This window comes from Roseobacter sp. (genome assembly GCF_039970775.1).
GTDB lineage: Bacteria > Pseudomonadota > Alphaproteobacteria > Rhodobacterales > Rhodobacteraceae > Roseobacter.
Genome location: NZ_JBDVLG010000005.1, coordinates 65,902 through 82,160, shown reverse-complemented (window position 1 = coordinate 82,160; position 16,259 = coordinate 65,902). Strand labels below are relative to the sequence as shown.

At 58.3% G+C, this 16,259-nt stretch carries 17 protein-coding genes; 9 read left to right on the top strand and 8 right to left on the bottom strand.

Features of this window, described 5'->3' with window-relative positions; translation table 11 throughout:
* Nucleotides 1-23 precede the first annotated feature (23 nt).
* The 4 genes from ABJH13_RS01160 to pedF form a co-directional block, all read right to left on the bottom strand.
* Nucleotides 24-509: a (2Fe-2S)-binding protein gene (locus tag ABJH13_RS01160; protein ID WP_348404376.1), complete on the bottom strand. Its 486-nt coding sequence runs from the start codon at nt 507-509 to the stop codon at nt 24-26.
* A gap of 49 nt (nt 510-558) precedes the next feature.
* A complete protein-coding gene (locus tag ABJH13_RS01155) occupies nt 559-1,068 on the bottom strand; it encodes a carbon monoxide dehydrogenase subunit G (RefSeq protein ID WP_348404375.1) in 510 nt (169 codons plus the stop codon).
* Nucleotides 1,069-1,154: 86 nt separating this feature from the next.
* Nucleotides 1,155-2,021: a transporter substrate-binding domain-containing protein gene (locus ABJH13_RS01150; RefSeq protein ID WP_348404374.1), complete on the bottom strand. Its 867-nt coding sequence runs from the start codon at nt 2,019-2,021 to the stop codon at nt 1,155-1,157.
* Between the two features lie 43 nt (nt 2,022-2,064).
* On the bottom strand, nt 2,065-2,721 hold the full coding sequence (gene pedF, locus ABJH13_RS01145) for a cytochrome c-550 PedF (RefSeq protein ID WP_348404389.1): 657 nt from the start codon (nt 2,719-2,721) through the stop codon (nt 2,065-2,067).
* A 184-nt stretch (nt 2,722-2,905) separates the two neighbouring features.
* Between pedF and ABJH13_RS01140 the strand changes: the two genes are divergently transcribed.
* The 9 genes from ABJH13_RS01140 to ABJH13_RS01100 all read left to right on the top strand — a co-directional run bounded on the left by ABJH13_RS01140 (nt 2,906) and on the right by ABJH13_RS01100 (nt 13,240).
* Complete coding sequence (locus ABJH13_RS01140) at nt 2,906-4,081, top strand: ABC transporter substrate-binding protein (RefSeq protein ID WP_348404373.1); 1,176 nt, start codon at nt 2,906-2,908, stop codon at nt 4,079-4,081.
* On the top strand, nt 4,078-5,049 hold the full coding sequence (locus ABJH13_RS01135) for a YVTN family beta-propeller repeat protein (RefSeq protein ID WP_348404372.1): 972 nt from the start codon (nt 4,078-4,080) through the stop codon (nt 5,047-5,049). The genes ABJH13_RS01140 and ABJH13_RS01135 overlap by 4 nt, the downstream gene beginning before the upstream one ends.
* A 47-nt stretch (nt 5,050-5,096) precedes the next feature.
* The gene (locus ABJH13_RS01130) at nt 5,097-5,519 is read left to right on the top strand and encodes a hypothetical protein (protein ID WP_348404388.1); all 423 of its coding nucleotides are present in this window, start codon (nt 5,097-5,099) and stop codon (nt 5,517-5,519) included.
* Complete coding sequence (locus tag ABJH13_RS01125; protein WP_348404371.1) at nt 5,516-6,241, top strand: ABC transporter ATP-binding protein; 726 nt, start codon at nt 5,516-5,518, stop codon at nt 6,239-6,241. Before ABJH13_RS01130 ends, ABJH13_RS01125 begins: the two co-directional genes overlap by 4 nt.
* Complete coding sequence (locus ABJH13_RS01120) at nt 6,238-7,035, top strand: ABC transporter permease (protein WP_348404370.1); 798 nt, start codon at nt 6,238-6,240, stop codon at nt 7,033-7,035. Before ABJH13_RS01125 ends, ABJH13_RS01120 begins: the two co-directional genes overlap by 4 nt.
* A 176-nt stretch (nt 7,036-7,211) precedes the next feature.
* Nucleotides 7,212-8,987 (top strand): PQQ-dependent methanol/ethanol family dehydrogenase, encoded by a 1,776-nt coding sequence (locus tag ABJH13_RS01115; protein ID WP_348404369.1) that lies wholly within the window; start codon nt 7,212-7,214, stop codon nt 8,985-8,987.
* Nucleotides 8,988-9,107: 120 nt separating this feature from the next.
* Nucleotides 9,108-9,809, top strand: a complete 702-nt coding sequence (locus ABJH13_RS01110) for a response regulator transcription factor (RefSeq protein ID WP_348404368.1) — start codon at nt 9,108-9,110, stop codon at nt 9,807-9,809.
* A gap of 33 nt (nt 9,810-9,842) precedes the next feature.
* Nucleotides 9,843-11,027, top strand: a complete 1,185-nt coding sequence (locus ABJH13_RS01105; protein WP_348404367.1) for an FIST N-terminal domain-containing protein — start codon at nt 9,843-9,845, stop codon at nt 11,025-11,027.
* Nucleotides 11,027-13,240 carry a PAS-domain containing protein gene (locus ABJH13_RS01100; protein WP_348404366.1) on the top strand — a complete coding sequence of 738 codons (2,214 nt, stop codon included), beginning with the start codon at nt 11,027-11,029 and terminating at the stop codon, nt 13,238-13,240. Before ABJH13_RS01105 ends, ABJH13_RS01100 begins: the two co-directional genes overlap by 1 nt.
* Here the strand turns inward: ABJH13_RS01100 and pqqE are convergent.
* From pqqE to pqqB, 4 genes are read right to left on the bottom strand one after another with little or no spacing between them, the layout of a single operon-like run.
* The gene (pqqE, locus tag ABJH13_RS01095; RefSeq protein WP_348404365.1) at nt 13,237-14,322 is read right to left on the bottom strand and encodes a pyrroloquinoline quinone biosynthesis protein PqqE; all 1,086 of its coding nucleotides are present in this window, start codon (nt 14,320-14,322) and stop codon (nt 13,237-13,239) included. The genes ABJH13_RS01100 and pqqE overlap by 4 nt on opposite strands.
* Complete coding sequence (gene pqqD / locus ABJH13_RS01090; protein ID WP_348404364.1) at nt 14,322-14,597, bottom strand: pyrroloquinoline quinone biosynthesis peptide chaperone PqqD; 276 nt, start codon at nt 14,595-14,597, stop codon at nt 14,322-14,324. The genes pqqE and pqqD overlap by 1 nt, the downstream gene beginning before the upstream one ends.
* Nucleotides 14,594-15,346: a pyrroloquinoline-quinone synthase PqqC gene (pqqC, locus tag ABJH13_RS01085; RefSeq protein ID WP_348404363.1), complete on the bottom strand. Its 753-nt coding sequence runs from the start codon at nt 15,344-15,346 to the stop codon at nt 14,594-14,596. The genes pqqD and pqqC overlap by 4 nt, the downstream gene beginning before the upstream one ends.
* The gene (pqqB, locus tag ABJH13_RS01080) at nt 15,343-16,239 is read right to left on the bottom strand and encodes a pyrroloquinoline quinone biosynthesis protein PqqB (RefSeq protein WP_348404362.1); all 897 of its coding nucleotides are present in this window, start codon (nt 16,237-16,239) and stop codon (nt 15,343-15,345) included. The genes pqqC and pqqB overlap by 4 nt, the downstream gene beginning before the upstream one ends.
* Nucleotides 16,240-16,259: the final 20 nt, after the last annotated feature.

The following is a 16,259-nucleotide window of genomic DNA, read 5'->3' as shown; positions in this document are numbered from 1 at the left end:
TATATCCTCCCTTTTGTCTCGTTTTATTCCGCCGCGATGGCAGATACATCTTGCCCGGACGCCGCCAGGATCGCTTTGACAATGTTGTGGTATCCGGTGCAGCGGCAGATGTTGCCCTCCAGGTGTTCGCGCACCTCCGCCTCGGTCGGTTTGGGGTTTTCCTTCAACAACGCGACGGTCGTCATCACCATGCCGGGGGTGCAAAACCCGCATTGCAACCCGTGATGATCCTGAAACGCCTGTTGGACCACATTCAAAGAGCCGTCGCTGTTGGCCTGTCCCTCGATCGTGGCGACATCCGCACCCTCCGCTTCGGCGGCAAACATCGTGCAAGACTTAACCGGCTTGCCATCCACATGCACAACACATGCACCACATTGCGACGTATCACAGCCAATGTGGGTCCCGGTGAGTTGCAGGTCCTCGCGCAAGAATGAGGACAGCAAGGTGTTGCCCTCTATATCGCCTGAAACGGTCTTTCCGTTGATCGTCATCGTCACGGTTGTCATGAAATTCCTCCCTTTGAATTCTGGTCTAGGATGTGTCCAATGGCGCGCATCATTTCGTAAGCCCGCTCAGCCATCCCTTTTTCTTGTTTGGGTCTGTTGGCGCCTCGACGTTGGGCTGCGGCGCACCCACGGTGTCTGAAAAGGTGCTGAAAAACGCGTCGGCCATCTTTTTGGCAAACCCATCGATGATCCGGCTGCCCAACTGGGCCAGTTTACCGCCCACTTTGGCGTCGACATCATAATGCAAAACCGTGGCGTCGCCCTGCGGTTCCAGCCGAACGGCCGCGCCGCCTTTGGCAAACCCCGCAGCGCCCCCTTTGCCTTCACCCGACATTGTTAGGCTGTGAGACGGGGTCACATCGCTCAGCCGGACCGTGCCTTTGAACGTGGCCTTTACCGGGCCAACCTTTTGGACCACCGTTGCGGTAAAGCCCTGCGACGCAGAACCCGCCATCTCGGTGCAACCGGGTACACACGCCCTGAGAACCTCCGGGTCTAGCAATGCCGCCCACACCGTTTGAACATCTGCATTTATCGTTTTGCTATCGCTCAGGTTCATCGCGGCCCCCCTTGGTCACGCGATCAATCTAGAAAGACGCCATGCAACACACCATTGGACCAAATGTGTAAGACAAAAGTCTTAGATCAACGTTCTGGTGGCTGAAATGTCAGCCCATAGCGCGCGTAAATCTCTGCGATTCGGCCATCTTGCAGGGCAAAATTCACCGCATCATCAACGGCATAGGAAAGCGGACGATACCTGAAATTAACGGCGACACCCAGTGTCCATTTGCTAACCGCGAATCCTGCAAGAGGCGGCTGATGCACGGCGACATCCTCATCCATGGCATGTTCCAACTGCCCGCGCGGGCCCATTGCAGCCATGGTCGCACCACTGCCAAGCGCGGCCATCGCGCCCTTCATATCAGGGAACCGCTGGACCTTGCCCGCCAGTTGACCCCCCGCAAACGACGACAGGTAAAAATCCGCGATTGAATCGTTTTCGACGGCAACCGGGTCAAACCGAAAATACGCAGGTACAGGTTTTTCGTCTGGATAACGGGCCACATCATAGGCAATCGCAATCGATTCCGCAGCGTATTGGCCCGTGAACACAACCTGTTCTACCCGGCATTTGAACGCACTGTTATATGGCACCCGCATCATCACATTCGACACCCGCCCACCGATCAGCGCGCCTTTCCAGATGTTGTTGCGCAGATCCGCTTCTAGGTTCTCGCCCGACGCGACAAAATTGAACCGCGCCTCAACACCCAGATCCTCCGCAATAAGACGTGCGATTTCAATATCTACGCCGCGCGGGTGACCGGCGTCTTGCCAACTGTAGGGCGGGTAGTCTTCGTAAACCGCGAACAACATGTGCCCCTGATCCTGAAGGGTGTCCATGTCTTGGCCGACACTATCACGGCCCACATTTTGCGGTTTGGGTTGCGGCACGTGGTCGACGCACGGGTCCGCCGCCTGCACCTGTGTTGCAACAAACAGGCCCAACAGGCCGCCAAGAAGGGGTCGAAAATAGCGCAGCGTTCTGATCCTATTGAGTGGCGGAAAGCCCGACCGTCAGGGTTTCGGCGGCCGATTTATAGGCGGCCGGTGTCCCGTCTATTTGTTTGGCCGCACGAAACGCAACGGAATCGGCGACAGGCGCGCCTGACAGCGTATCGATCCCTTCGGCGATGTCTGCCAACCGCGCCACCAGCGCGTCAGGGTCGGCACCCGTTGCGTCGGTGGCATAGCCCGCCAATGCGTCACGTATCTCTTTTAGCTCTTGGGACACCTGCGCCATCGCGTCGCCGTCGGGGCGGGTTTCGATGTAGGTGCGGATGGCCCATGCCGCATCTTGCCCCAGCAAATCACCAAAAGCTGGCATCTTTGTTGTCCCATTTTGGGTGTACCCAACGCGGAACCGTTCTGCGTACCATTCGTCACCGTATTCCTCGGCCTCTAGGTATCGCAAATCCGGGGCCAACCCCCCTGAGACAACCTCAAGCCCATGACATCGCGCGCAATTTTGGTTGTAGCCAGATGCCCCAATCTCGATCGCTTTGGTCCAGATCTCATCGCCAACCTTGTCGGCGCGGTACGGATTTTCGATCAACCAATCCTCACCCGTGACCGGCAAACCCGCGGTATCCACAGGCTGCGGTGCGACGTCCCCATGCGCCAAAACACCCGAGCCGGATCCCAACATGACCCCCGCCGTCAACAAGGCCCCGATAGATTTGCGTGACATGCGTGCCCTCCCTAGGTGCTGTGTTGTCTCGTTTGTAGTCCAGCAGTCTTGGCGCGGGGTATTGGACTTTGGTTGCGGTCACCCCCCGTTTCCGACCAAAGTCTAATTCGACGCTATGCGCCGCGCTTGTTAGCCTCGCGCTATGATTGGGCCTGACATACTCCGAACCCTCGCGATGATGGCACTGTGTCTGACGTGCACAATGGCGCGGGCCGATATCTCCCTTGATGTCGGGTACCTACGTGTCACGGCCCCCGTGGCCCCGACCCTGTCGAACCTTGACCCAATTCCGCAAAACAACGGGTTGGCCGGCGCGCAGACCGGGTTGCAAGACAACCAAACCACCGGCAAATTTCTGGGCCAACGGTATCATTTGGCCACAGCGCACGTGCCCCAAGACGCAGACGTACTAGCCGCCGCTCGCAACATGTTGGCGACCTCGCCGTTTCTCATTCTGGATGCACCGGTGGAGACCCTGCTGGCCATTGCGGATTTGCCCGAAGCCAAGGGCGCGATTGTGTTCAATGTTTCGGCTGGCGATGTGTCCCTGCGCGATACGGCCTGCCGCGCGAATGTGTTGCACAGTCTTCCGTCAGACGCGATGCGCACGGACGCTTTGGCACAGATGTTGGTCAAAAAACGCTGGACCGATCTGGTGATGATCACCGGACCCCACCCCGCAGATACGGCCTATGCCACTGCGATGCGCGCGTCTTTGCGCAAGTTCGGCCTGACGTTGTCTGATGAGAAAGACTGGGATGCAAATGCCGATATGCGGCGCACGGCGTCTCAGGAGATCCCGCTTTTTACCCAGAGCTTTGGGGATTATGACGCCCTGATCATCGCGGATGAGGTGCATGATTTCGGCCGCTATGTTTTGTATAATACATGGGCCGCGCGGCCTGTTGTGGGGTCCGAAGGGGTATCGGCGCGCACCTGGTCGCCGGTGATCGAACAATGGGGCGCCAGCCAATTGCAAAGCCGCTTTGAGCAGCAGCATGCCCGCGATATGACGGGTTTGGATTACGCCGCGTGGGCCGCAATGCGCACCTTGGGCGAAGCCATGACCCGCACCGGTGCAAACGACGCCGCGACCCTGCGCCGTTATATTTTGTCAGACAGGTTTGAACTGGCAGGGTTCAAAGGTCGCCCGCTGACATATCGCACTTGGAACGGGCAATTGCGCCAACCCATCGCCATTGTGCACCCCCGCGCCCTCGTCGCCCAAGCGCCACTTGAGGGGTTTCTGCATCAGATCAACGAGCTCGACAGCCTTGGGCTGGACCGTCCCGAAAGCACATGCGAGGCATTCCAATGACACCTCTTTTCAACGTTTTGGTTTCGGCCACGGCCTGTGCGCTGATCGCATCTGCGGGGCACGCCGGGCAAATCTGGGTGACCAACGAAAAAGACGACACCGTATCAGTGATCGATACCGATACGCTTGAGGTGGTTCACACCTATGCCACTGGCGAACGCCCGCGCGGCATCACGTTTTCCAAGGATTATTCCCGCGTCTATATCTGCGCCTCTGACAGTGACGCGGTGCAAGTGATGGACCCCAACACCGGTGAAATCCTGCATGATCTGCCCTCGGGCGAAGACCCCGAGCAATTCGTGCTGCACCCCGACGACACGCATCTTTATATCGCCAACGAAGACGATGCGATCACCACCGTGGTCAACACCCAAACCCGCAAAGTCGTGGCGCAAATAGACGTGGGTGTTGAACCCGAAGGCATGGCCGTTTCCCCCGATGGTAAAATCGCGATCACCACCTCTGAGACCACCAATATGGCGCATTGGATCGACACCTCCACGCAGGCGCTTTTTGCCAATACCCTTGTCGACAGCCGCCCACGCCACGCCGAATTTGCCAAGGATGGCAGCCAAATGTGGGTCAGTTCTGAGATCGGCGGCACATTGACGGTGTTTGACACCGCGACCCAATCGGAACTGGCCAAGATCGAATTTGACGTGCAAGGCGTGCACCCGGACCGCGTGCAACCGGTGGGGTTTGAATTTTCCGCCGATGACACCCACGCCTTTGTGGCGTTGGGCCCGTCCAACCATATCGCGGTGGTAAACGCGACGACCTACGACGTAGAGACCTATATTCTGGTCGGTCGGCGGGTCTGGCATATGGCGTTCAACGCCGACAAATCGCAGCTCTTTACGACCAACGGCGTGTCGGGGGACGTGACGGTCATCGATGTGGCCACGCGAAAGGCGCTCAAATCCATCAAAGTCGGACGGTTCCCGTGGGGGGCAGCCTTTCGACCCTAACCTACCAAATGAGGTTTTACATGACGGCTGTTGTTTCGAAATATCTGATGCCCTGTGCGTTGGTCGCCTCCTTGGTCTTTGGGGGGGCGGCCAACGCCGATGGGTTTGGTGCGGCGGGGGTGCTATCGGGCAAAAACAAGCAAGATCTGCCCCCCATCACGCTGTCCGCAGGAGAGCCGATTACGCAGGGCCCTTGGACCCTAAAATCAGGTACGTACTACGAATTTGAAATCATTGGCGATGGCTCGCAAGAGCTGGCGTTGGTCGGCCCCGAATTTTTCCGCGCAATCTGGGTGGATGAGATCGTGGTGGAGGGGTTGGAGATCAGACCTCTTGGTCTGGACAGCGTTGAATTTGACGAAGCCGGCGAAATGGAGATCGGGTTTCTGGCGATCAAACCGGGCCGCTATCATATGAAAATACCCGGCTCTACAGGTGAAACGCAACGCATTGAAATCACTATTGAATGATGGGTCTGAGCGTTTCAGACTTGGGGTTTTCTTATGGCGCCAAAACAGCGCTGGACGGGGTTAGTTTTGACGTAAACGCAGGCCGGTTTTGTGCGGTGCTGGGCCCCAACGGCGCGGGGAAATCGACGTTAGTTGCGGTGCTGACACGGCTGTTGACCACACCTAAAGGCCGCATTCACATCGCGGGCCATGATCTGGCGACCCATCCGCGCGCGGCATTGGCCAAACTCGGCATCGTGTTCCAACAAAGCACGCTCGATCTTGACCTCAGCGTCTATCAAAACCTCGCGTATTTTGCGGCGCTTCACGGCATTTCGGGCCGCGATGCCGCGCGGCGTATTGAGGCCGCGCTAGATCGCCTTGGTATGGCCGACCGCGCAGGCGAAAAAGCGCGCGCCCTGAATGGCGGGCACAAACGCCGCGCCGAGATCGCCCGGGCCTTGCTTCACGCGCCCGAGGTGTTGTTGTTGGATGAACCCACCGTGGGTCTGGATGCCGCCGCGCGTGCCGATATTACCGATCATGTGCACCGTTTGGCCGACGCGGGCACAACCGTCGTTTGGGCCACCCATCTGACGGACGAAGTGCAAGACAACGACGACTTGGTGATCTTGCACGACGCCAAAGTACTGGCGGCCGGCACCGCCCACGACATACGCGCGGGCCAGCCCCTAAAAGACACATTCCTTGCCCTGACATCCCCATCGGTCCGGCCCGTATGAACGCCTATCTGACGTCGCTTAGCGCCATCGTGACCCGCGAAGCCTTGCGCTTCATTCACCAACGCGAACGGTTTATCGCAGCCTTGGTTCGCCCGCTTGTTTGGCTTTTGGTGTTTGCTGCGGGGTTTCGGGCCGCCCTTGGCCTTAGCATTATCCCGCCCTATCAAACCTATATCACCTACGAGACCTACATCGTGCCCGGCCTGTGCGGCATGATCGTGTTGTTCAATGGCATGCAGTCTTCGCTGAGCCTTGTCTACGACCGCGAGATGGGCTCGATGAAGGTGCTGCTGACCAGCCCCCTGCCACGGTGGTGGTTGCTGTTTTGCAAGCTCGTGGCGTCGACTATGATCTCTGTTTTGCAGGTGTATGCGTTTTTGGCGATCGCCGCGTGCTTTGGCATTGTGGTGCCGTTGATGGGCTATCTGATGGTGCTGCCTGCGCTTGTTGTGGCAGGGTTGATGTTGGGTGCGTTGGGGTTGGTGTTGTCCAGTTTCATCCGCCAGCTCGAGAATTTCGCAGGGGTGATGAACTTTGTGATCTTCCCGATGTTTTTCATGTCCTCGGCTCTCTATCCCCTGTGGAAAATGGCCGAAAGCTCTGTGCTGTTGTATAAGATTTGCGCGCTCAACCCGTTTACCCATGCGGTCGAACTAATCCGTTTTGCGCTGTATCTGACGTTCAATGGGCCCGCGTTGGTCTGGACAGCGCTGGCGGCAGGGGTGTTCACGCTGGTGGCCGTGTGGGGGTACACTCCCGCGCGCGCGCGCCTGCGTGGAGGGCAAACCCGTTAGACGCTGTGGCGCAAACACCGGGCACATTCAGATGTGCCACGCCTCTTACGACCATTGTTCAATACCGTGAATCCCCGCTTGGCAGAATACTACCCGTGGGGCCCACCGCACAAAATCTGCGTGTGGTGGCCGTTTGAGACATGCCCACCGACAGGGCTCTGGGAGGAGAAAACACCATGAATAGGTTTATCATAGCGGTATCAGCGGGCCTCATGGCAAGCACCGCGTTCACCGGCGCGCAGGCGGGTGGCGTTACAGAAGACATGCTTGCCAATGACGCCGCATCAACGGCAGACGTGCTGACCAACGGAATGGGGCGCCATCTTCAACGCCATTCGCCGCTGGAGATCCTGAACAAAGACAACGTCAAAAACCTGCAACCGGCTTGGGCCTTCAGCCTTGGCGGTGAAAAACAACGCGGTCAGGAAACCCAACCGATTGTGCATGACGGGGTGATGTATATCACCGGGTCTTACAGCCGCATGTACGCTATCGACGTGATGACGGGCAAAGAGCTGTGGCAGTATGACGCCCGCCTGCCCGAAGGGATCTTGCCGTGTTGTGACGTGGTGAACCGCGGTGCTGCGATCTACGGCGATAACATCTATTTCGGTACGCTCGACGCGCGCATCGTCGCGTTGAACCAAAAGACCGGCGACGTGGTCTGGAACAAAAAGATCGCCGATTACAAAGCAGGCTATAGCTATACCGCCGCGCCGTTGATCGTGGACGGGTTGATTATCACGGGCAATTCGGGCGGCGAATTTGGGATCGTTGGCGAAGTGCAGGCGCGCAGTGCCGAAACCGGCGATATGGTCTGGACCCGCCCGGTTATCGAGGGCCACATGGGCACGTTGAACGGTGAAGACAGCACCATGACCGGCACGCTGAACGCCACATGGCCGGGCGATATGTGGAAAACCGGCGGCGGGGCCACATGGTTGGGCGGGTCCTATGACGCCGACACCGACACATTGGTGTTTGGCACTGGCAACCCCGCCCCCTGGAACAGCCACCTGCGGGATGCAGGCACGCCAAAAGAGGGCAACACCGGCGACAACCTTTATGCCGCGTCGCGCATTGGCATTGATCCGGCCACCGGTGAAATCAAGTGGCACTACCAGACCACCCCACGCGAAGGATGGGATTATGACGGCGTGAACGAGGTCGTCGCCTACGCCGACCGCACCGGCAACAAGCGGTTCGCCACAGCTGACCGCAACGGGTTCTTTTATGTCCTGAACCGCGAAGATGGCGCATTTGTTTCGGCGGTGCCCTTTGTCAAAGACATCAACTGGGCCGAAGGCATCGACGAGACCGGCCGACCCATCTTTTCTGAAGGCAACCGCCCCGGTGACCCGACCAACGCCGCAGATGGCAAGAAAGGCGAGATTGTCTTTACGTCGCCGTCGTTCTTGGGTGGCAAGAACTGGATGCCGATGGCCCACAGCCCCAAGACCGGGTTGTTTTACGTGCCCTCCAACGAATGGGGCATGGACATCTGGAACGAGCCGATCTCGTACAAAAAAGGCGCCGCCTATCTGGGGTCGGGGTTCACCATCAAACCAAACTATGACGACCACATCGGCAGCCTAAAGGCGATTGACCCCGATACCGGCACTGTGAAGTGGGAATTCAAGAACAACGCGCCACTTTGGGGCGGTGTCATGACCACGGCGGGGGGGCTTGTCTTTACCGGCACGCCCGAAGGCGAATTTATCGCATTTGACGATGAAACCGGCGAACAACTGTGGTCGTTCCAGACCGGGTCAGGCGTTATTGGCCAGCCCGTCACGTGGGACCAAGACGGCGAACAATACGTCACGGTAATCTCTGGCTGGGGCGGGGCTGTGCCGCTTTGGGGCGGTGAGGTCGCCAAAAAGGTGAACTACCTCAATCAGGGGGGTCTGCTTTGGACCTTCAAGCTGCCCAAACAACTGGCCGCGAACTAAACCGGACCCATCTGTTGGATGACCCCAACGCGCGGCACTCTTTGAGGTGTCGCGCGTTTTTCTGTACCCAAGACCTTTTGACAAGTGACCCAAAGGCCAAAGTCGGCGTAGCATGTCTTTATGATATCAAATCCAGCAAATAAAACCGCGCCCCACGCGCCCATGCCGCCGCAAAGCTGGGCGCTGGTTGTTGATGATCACCCGCTCTTTTGTGATGCGCTAGAGCTGACGCTTAAGTCGATCGTTGACTACCGCACGGTCAAAACCGCCAATTCGCTGGAAAGCGCGCTGGCTCTTTTGCACGAGAACAACGCGCCCGGTTTGGTGATCCTTGATCTGAACTTGCCGGATGTTGATGGGCTAGACGGGTTGATCCGGCTCAAACGGCAGGTCGCAAAAACGCCCGTCGTGATTGTGTCTTCGATGACGGACAACTCCATTATCAGCGCCGCAATTGTGGCGGGTGCGGCCGGGTTCGTGCCCAAACATAGCCCGCGTAGCGTTTTCAAGGACGCGCTCGAGCACATCGAACGGAACGAAATTTACAAGCCAAGCGGGTATGTTGAGGGCAGAGCGCAGAGCGGCCACGACGACACCGTGTCTCGGTTGTCTTCCCTGACCAACCAACAAGCACGCATCCTAGAGCTGATTTGCGAGGGGAAGTTGAACAAACAAATTGCTTTTGATTTGACGATCGCAGAGACTACCGTGAAGGCGCATGTCACGGCTATCATGCGCAAGCTTGGTGTTCAGAGCCGCACACAGGCCGTTTTGGTCGCGCAGAACACCCGCTTTTCGAGCGTTTCGCCAAGCGATACGTAACCGCAATATCCTTTGGGAGGGGGAGTTGCGAACATGTTGACAGATGTCGAACCAAGTCCAACGGAGACTGTGGCGGACCCAGTGGTGCGCCCAATTGTGCTGACAGCACAGGTTCCGGCCACCGATCCCTGCCCGGTTGCGCAGATCAAACGTGACTTTGGCGACCAAGACCTCAGCCTTCTGACGCTGTTCATTTCGCCTGCGGCAGATTTCGACGCCGTGGTCGCCCAAGCGCAGCACGCCTACCCGGATACGGATGTTGTGGCGTGCAGCACCGCGGGCGAAATCGGCGCGTGCGGGTATGACGAAAACCAGATCATCGCGGTGGGTTTTCCGGCGGTGGGGTTTGCCACGACATCGTTGATGATCGAAGATATCGACCAGCTTACCCCGCAGCCGCTTGTGGACCGTCTCGTGCTAGAGCGGGTGAAATTGCAAAAGCAAAACAGGGACATGCCCAATGGATTTGCCCTGCTGGTCGTCGATGGGCTGTCACTGGCCGAAGACGCGCTGACGGCTGCGATATCTCCGGCGCTGCGTGATATGCCGCTTTTTGGCGGGTCGGCGGGGGACGGCATGGGGTTCCAGAAAACACTGGTATCCCTAAACGGCAAAGTCGCAAGAAACGCCGCCGTGTTGACGTTGTTTTGCAGCGCATATCGCACCCATGTGTTCAGCCTCGACCATCTTGTCCCCACCGAAAAACAGATGGTTGTGACAGATGCAGACCCTGCCCGGCGCATCGTCAAATCCATCAATGCAGAACCCGCAGCCCCGGAATACGCGCGGATCATGGGCAAAGACCCAAACCAGCTGGATCGGTTTACTTTTGCGTCGCACCCGGTGGTGGTGCGCATCGGCGGGACCCACCATGTGCGCGCCATTCGACAGGTCAATGATGACGGTGACCTTGTTTTCTTTTCCGCCATCGACGAAGGCATGGTGCTGACGACGGCCACGCCCCAAAACATGGTGGATCACCTGACCCGCAAGATGGCGGAGCTATCGGACAATGGCGCGCCGGCGCATATCATTGGGTGTGACTGTATCCTGCGCCGGATCGAGGCCGAACAAACCCAGATGACCCGCGATTTATCGGATATCCTTGCGCGCCATAACGTTACCGGGTTTTCGACCTACGGCGAACAAATCGGCCCCTTGCATGTGAACCACACAATGAGCGGCGTCGCGATCTATGCCCCTGATAGAAAACGCTAATGTCCCTGATCAATCCCAGTGACACGATTGAACGGCAAAACGAAAAGCTGTTGTTGATCGCCCGCTCGATGATGCGCCGGGTCGAACAAAAGAGCGAACAATCGGGGTTTGCCTACCAACAATTCGAACGTGCGGCATTGTTGGAATCTGAGGTCCGCGAGCGCACCGATGATCTGGAACGCGCGCTGGATCTTTTGCAGGAATCCAACACCCGGTTAGAGATCGCGAACAAAGAAACCGCGACCGCGCAATCAAACCTGACCGAAGCGATTGAGACCATCAACGAAGGGTTTGCGCTGTTTGATGCCGACGATGGGTTGGTCCTGTCCAACAGTCGGTTTTGCCGCGATTTGTCGGATGTCACAGACCGGCTGGTCACTGGGCTCAGCTTTGAGGCCTATGTCGCGCTGATCTCGGGCAGCCGCTATCTTGCGCTGCCCCAAGGTCAGACGCCCGCCGACTGGATCGCGCACCGGTTGAGCCACCACGGCGATGATCACGTGGTCTTTAACGTGCGCCTGAAATGGGACCGGTGGTTGCAGGTCAGCGAACACCGCACCTCGCAGGGCGGCACCGTGATTTTGCAAACAGAAGTCACGACGATCATCCGACGCGAACGGCAAGAACGCGCTAAAATGCGCGACAAACAGGCCGAAATTTTACAAGCCACGCTGGACCACCTGAACCAAGGCGTGTGCATCTTTGACAGCGCGCAGACGTTGGTGGGCTGGAACACCCGGATGGACGGGCTTTTTACATCGGCACCGCAAGCGTCCGCAGCTGGCATGAGCTTTGACACCCTGCTGCAATGGCTCCGCAAGGAGCTAACGTTTGACGCACGCATGGATGCCACCCGACTGCGCGATTGGGCCAACAGCCTCACCAAACGCGCCCCCATTACGTTTGAGGTGCTGCGCGGCGACAGGGAGGTTTTTTCTGTCTTTGCGCAGGAAATGCCCGACAAAGGGTTTGTGATCAGTTTCTCGGATGTAACGGCAGAACGTGCCTCCGCCCGCAGGTTATTTGAAATGAACGAACTCTTGGAGCAACGCGTTGACGACCGCACCCGTGAACTGGGTCTGGCGCTGGCCGAAGCGGAACGTGCGAATGCGTCCAAATCCCGGTTTGTGGCCGCCGCCAGCCATGATTTGTTGCAACCGCTGTCTGCTGCGAAATTGTTCCTGTCCTCACTGGCAGATCAGACCAGCCGCGACAGCGCCAAAAGCATCACCGACAAGGCAGAAATGGCGCTGAGCAGTGTCGAGCATTTCATCGGGTCCCTGTTGGATATTTCCAAACTTGATGCGGGCAAGGCGGTGTTTGACGTGCAGCCGTTGCATTTGTCGCAGATCTTTGTGCCCCTGCGCAACGAGCTGATGCCTTTGACCCAACAAAAGGGTATCGAGCTACGGGTTGTTGACACCGCGTTGATGGTCCAAAGCGATCCAGGGTACCTGCGGCGCATCGTTCAAAACCTGCTGACCAACGCGATCCGTTATACCGATCAGGGCCGGGTTTTGGTGGGGGTGCGCCGGGTCGGGCTGTCGGCCCGGATTGAGGTCTGGGACACCGGATGCGGCATTGCCCATAGCGATCAACAAACCATATTCCGCGAATTTGAACGCCTGTCCCCCACCACCGCCGATACCGGTTTGGGGCTGGGGCTGTCGATCGTCGAGCAAGCCTGCAAAGGTCTCGATCACCCGTTTAGCCTGTGGTCCGAACCGGGGCTGGGCAGCTGTTTTTCCCTGAGCGTGCCGATCCACCACGACGTATCGCCGCAAAAATTCGCCCAAGGCGGCACCCATACCACGCAACCAAAAGGCCTGCCCGATCGCCTGTTGATGTTGGTCGAAGACAACCCGCAGTTGGCCGAGGCCACGATCGCCATGATCGAAGGGTTCGGGACCACGGTCATCCATGCCAACAACGCGCAAGAGGCGCTTGATATTTTGCAAGACATCGAACTGGTGCCCGATGCGTTGTTGATAGACTATCATTTGGGGGCGGGGCACACAGGTACGGCGCTTTACCAAGATATTACAGCGCGTTACGGGGGGGTTCCCACTGCGATTATTTCGGCCGAACGGACAAAATCCCTGCGTGACACCTGCAAAGAACTAGGGTTGGATCTGGTGTCAAAACCCCTTGACAAAAACCGCCTTCGGGCGCTTTTGGGTGACCTTTTCAACGCCGAAACCCGCGACGTTTAGGGGCTTTTGCGGTAGGTAAGATCCGCCGCGTCACCCTGCGCATAGCCGTCTGCTAATTCGATCATCTTTTGATGAAACGGCGATTTGATGCACACCGGGTCGGTCGCAGACGCATCCCCCGCCACCGCCATCGCCTGACATCTGCACCCGCCAAAATCCAACGTCCGACGATCGCATGACCTGCAGGGTTCCTGCATCCAGTCTTCCCCGCGATAGGCCTGAAACGCGGCCCCGTGATACCAAATATCCGACAACGATTTGTCCGCCACAGTGTCGAACACCAACGACGGGATGGTCTGTGCCGCATGGCACGGCAACACCGTACCATCGGGCGTGATATTCAGTCCCGTCGTACCCCAACCTCCCATACATCGTTTGGGGTAATCACTGTGATAATCTGCAGGCACATAGTCGATGACCATCACGCCCTTCAGACGTTCACGGGCCTGCGCAACGATCTCGTTGGCCTCTTGGGCCTGGGCGCGGGTGGGCATCAACCCGGCGCGGTTGAGCAAGGCCCAGCCGTGAAACTGCACCACGGCGACTTCCATCCGGCGTGCTTTCATCGCCACGGCCATTTCAATTGCTTGCGGCAGTTGGTGCAGGTTTTGACGGTGCAACACCGCGTTCAACGTCAGGGGAAAGCCCGCCTCGACGATCCAGTGCGCGGCCTGCATTTTGCGTTGAAAACCGCCCTTATACCCGCCAATGCGGTCTGCCATTTCGGCGTCTGTGCCCTGCAACGACAGCTGAATATGGTCAAGCCCGGCGGCGTCCAGTTCGGCCAAACGCCGTTCAGTCAGCCCAATGGCCGACGTGATCAGGTTGGTATAAAGCCCCGCCTTTCGCGCCGCCCGCACGAGCTCCACCAGATCGCGGCGGGATGCAGGTTCGCCGCCCGACAGATGCAACTGCAACACCCCTAATTTGGCTGCCTGATCAAACACATCCGCCCATGTTTGGGTATTTAGTTCGCTGTCCTTTTTGGCCATCTCCACCGGGTTGGAACAATAGGGGCACGACAGCGGGCAACGGTAGGTCAGCTCTGCGAGCATCGCGATGGGGGGCGGGGGGTGTGCCATTACATCAGATCCAGAAAACGACGGTTCGCCAACCCGGTCAGGAACGTATCAACATCGCCCCTGATCTGCTCTATTGGGGCGTCGTATTTGTCCGCAAGCGCCCCCACCAGCACGCCAAAAGGGCACGCCCCGTCGATTTCCGTCAGGATAGCCAAACCGATGGGATCCAGATCAATGGTGCGTTCAGGGGCCAGCAACACCCACCCGCCGCGCACCTTGTCCTCGTGCAACCGCACCCCACGAGGCAGGACAGGGATGGCGTCTTGCGCAATCATGACGGCACACGCCCGGTGGTCAAATAGGTATCCGGTTGCCAGCCCCCCGGCGAGATCCGGCCCGGTGCGACATAGGCTGCGTGCAACGCATCCAGTTGCGCCCACAACACATCTGTCTTGAATATCAACGCTGCCGCCGCGGCATCTTGTTTTTCGGCGGTGTCTGCGTGGTCCAAGACCCAAGCCAACCCAAAAGCCACATCCTTGGGCGCTTCGGTCAACCGATTGCGAAAATAGGACAGGCTGCTGTCATCGGCAAAATCATAGTTGGCCAGCAGACCTTCGATACGGGCCGCGTGGATTTTTGGCGCAAATAGTTCGGTCAATGACGCCGCAACCGCTTCGAGCAAGGTTTTATCGCGCACAAACCGCACATACGCATCCACCGCGAATTTGGTCGCGGGCAACACACCCTGCGTGCTGGCGACGTAGTGGCGGTCTAGCCCGACCGCATCGGCCAACCGCAACCACCGTGCGATCCCGCCTTCGTTTTCGGTGGTGCCGTCATGATCTTCGATACGCGAACGCCACGCCCGGCGCAGGGCCGGATCTTGGACGCGGCTCATGAAGGCGGCATCTTTGATTGGGATCTGCGCCTGATAATAATAGCGGTTAATCACCCACGCGCGGACTTGATCTGGTGTGCACCCGCCCGAATGCAACAGGTCGTGAAACGGATGTTTGTCGTGATACCGCTCTGCCCCGATTTGGCGCAACCGACGTTCGAATTCTGCGGCGGTGGCTGTCATATCTCTAGCTCCATGCCGTCTTGGGCAATGGTCCAACCCGCCTGCTCTGCAATCGCCTTTTCGGCAGATCCCGGACGTAATACAGGGTTGGTGTTGTTCATATGCACAAAGACCTTCTGCGCGATCTGCACCCCGCCAAACGCGGCAATCGACCCATCGGCGCCGGACATCGACATATGCCCCATGCGTTGGCCGGTCTTTTGGCTTAACCCTGCGCGCACCATTTCATCGTCTTGCCACAAGGTGCCATCAAACAGCACCATATCGGCCCCCTCAACGCGCGCCTTTAGAGCAGGTCGCAGGGCCGCACAGCCGGGAACGTAGAAGACCCGTTTGCCTGCCGCCTCAAGCTGCACGCCCACGGTTTGTTCGCCCACCAGATCCGTTTGCACCGTTGCGCCTTCAAGGTACAGCGGCACCTTGCCCGGCACCGCAATCAGGCGCGCCGACACCCCGGCAACAAGGTCAAAGGGTTCGTCCAGCACAACCGACGTTCGGGTTACAAACGCGGGGTTTAGCGCATTGAAAATAGGGTTATCCGCGATAATCTGATGGATTTCAGCGGTGGCAAACAGTGTAAACGCCTGCTGTTCGCGCAGGGTCAAAAGACCCGCAACATGGTCGATGTCACCATTGGTCAGCAAGACCGACCGCACGGGCGATTTGCGCAAATCCGTCGGGTGCAAAGCCCGCGCTCGCGCCATTTGGTCGCGAATATCGGGCGATGCGTTGATGATCGCCCAGTCGGTGCCGGTGGCCGAAAACGCAACAGACGACTGCGACTGAGCCGGAATATCCCCCGCCCGCGCCAGATTGCAGTTTTGGCACCCACAATTCCACTGCGGCAGACCACCGCCCGCCGCTGCACCTAGAATATGAGCGCGGAATGTCATGCAAACGCTCCGCGCCAAAT

Bases quoted from the DNA above. Each gene is read 5' to 3' on its own strand.
- ABJH13_RS01160 (WP_348404376.1), bottom strand. From the start codon at position 509: ATGACAACCGTGACGATGACGATCAACGGAAAGACCGTTTCAGGCGAT.
- ABJH13_RS01155 (WP_348404375.1), bottom strand. From the start codon at position 1,068: ATGAACCTGAGCGATAGCAAAACGATAAATGCAGATGTTCAAACGGTG.
- pedF (WP_348404389.1), bottom strand. From the start codon at position 2,721: ATGTTGGGATCCGGCTCGGGTGTTTTGGCGCATGGGGACGTCGCACCG.
- ABJH13_RS01140 (WP_348404373.1), top strand. From the start codon at position 2,906: ATGATTGGGCCTGACATACTCCGAACCCTCGCGATGATGGCACTGTGT.
- ABJH13_RS01135 (WP_348404372.1), top strand. From the start codon at position 4,078: ATGACACCTCTTTTCAACGTTTTGGTTTCGGCCACGGCCTGTGCGCTG.
- ABJH13_RS01130 (WP_348404388.1), top strand. From the start codon at position 5,097: ATGCCCTGTGCGTTGGTCGCCTCCTTGGTCTTTGGGGGGGCGGCCAAC.
- ABJH13_RS01125 (WP_348404371.1), top strand. From the start codon at position 5,516: ATGATGGGTCTGAGCGTTTCAGACTTGGGGTTTTCTTATGGCGCCAAA.
- ABJH13_RS01120 (WP_348404370.1), top strand. From the start codon at position 6,238: ATGAACGCCTATCTGACGTCGCTTAGCGCCATCGTGACCCGCGAAGCC.
- ABJH13_RS01115 (WP_348404369.1), top strand. From the start codon at position 7,212: ATGAATAGGTTTATCATAGCGGTATCAGCGGGCCTCATGGCAAGCACC.
- ABJH13_RS01110 (WP_348404368.1), top strand. From the start codon at position 9,108: ATGATATCAAATCCAGCAAATAAAACCGCGCCCCACGCGCCCATGCCG.
- ABJH13_RS01105 (WP_348404367.1), top strand. From the start codon at position 9,843: ATGTTGACAGATGTCGAACCAAGTCCAACGGAGACTGTGGCGGACCCA.
- ABJH13_RS01100 (WP_348404366.1), top strand. From the start codon at position 11,027: ATGTCCCTGATCAATCCCAGTGACACGATTGAACGGCAAAACGAAAAG.
- pqqE (WP_348404365.1), bottom strand. From the start codon at position 14,322: ATGGCACACCCCCCGCCCCCCATCGCGATGCTCGCAGAGCTGACCTAC.
- pqqD (WP_348404364.1), bottom strand. From the start codon at position 14,597: ATGATTGCGCAAGACGCCATCCCTGTCCTGCCTCGTGGGGTGCGGTTG.
- pqqC (WP_348404363.1), bottom strand. From the start codon at position 15,346: ATGACAGCCACCGCCGCAGAATTCGAACGTCGGTTGCGCCAAATCGGG.
- pqqB (WP_348404362.1), bottom strand. From the start codon at position 16,239: ATGACATTCCGCGCTCATATTCTAGGTGCAGCGGCGGGCGGTGGTCTG.